Source organism: Litchfieldella anticariensis FP35 = DSM 16096, assembly GCF_000409775.1.
GTDB classification, from domain to species: Bacteria; Pseudomonadota; Gammaproteobacteria; order Pseudomonadales; family Halomonadaceae; genus Litchfieldella; species Litchfieldella anticariensis.
Map to the genome: position 1 here is coordinate 1 of NZ_KE332387.1, position 820 is coordinate 820.

The following is an 820-nucleotide window of genomic DNA, read 5'->3' on the forward strand; positions in this document are numbered from 1 at the left end:
CAGATTGCTGACAAAGTCCTGGCCCTTCGGCCAGGACTTTGTTGTTATTAGGGAATGCTAAAAGATCCCGGTCCTACCCAACACGAGCTGGAGATGGTCACGCTGGAAGAGCTGGTGCCTTCCGATCATCTGCTCCGGCGCATCGATGCCATCATCGACTTCTCCTTTATCCGCGACGAGACCCGTCACTTGTACTGCGAGGACAACGGTCGCCCCGCGCTGGATCCCGTTCTCCTGTTCAAGGCGCTGTTCATCGGCTACCTGTTCGGCATTCGCAGCGAGCGCCAGCTCGTCCGCGAGCTTCAGGTGAACGTGGCCTATCGCTGGTTCCTGGGCTTGCGTCTGACCGACAAGGTGCCGGACGCCTCGACCTTCAGCCAGAACCGGCGCCGGCGGTTCCGTGACAGCGATATCGCGCAGCGACTGTTCGATCATGTGGTGGAGCAGGCGATGCAACAGGGCCTGGTGGGCGGTCGTGTCCTGTACACCGACAGCACCCACATCAAGGCCAATGCCAATCGCCGTCGTTTCACGATGCAGGAGGTGGAGACGACACCGCAGGCCTATCTGGCAGAGCTGGAAGAGGCGGTGGTCGCCGATCGGGAGGCTCACGGAAAAAAGCCGCTGCCGCCTCGTCGAGAGGCGGAACCCGAGCCCACCGCCAAGAAGATCAGTGATACCGATCCCGACAGCGGCTACATGGTGCGGGAGGGCAAGCCCAAGGGGTTTTTCTACCTGGATCACCGAACGGTGGATGGCAGGCACGCCATCATCACCGATGTGCACATCACGCCCGCGAGCGTGCACGACAGCGTGCCCT

1 protein-coding gene is annotated in these 820 nt (G+C 61.5%); it reads left to right on the top strand.

What is annotated here, in order from left to right; all coding sequences use genetic code 11:
• Positions 1 to 54 precede the first annotated feature (54 nt).
• Positions 55 to 820, top strand: a 766-nt coding sequence (locus tag L861_RS06875; protein ID WP_035568030.1) for an IS1182 family transposase, incomplete at its 3' end; no start/stop codon positions are given.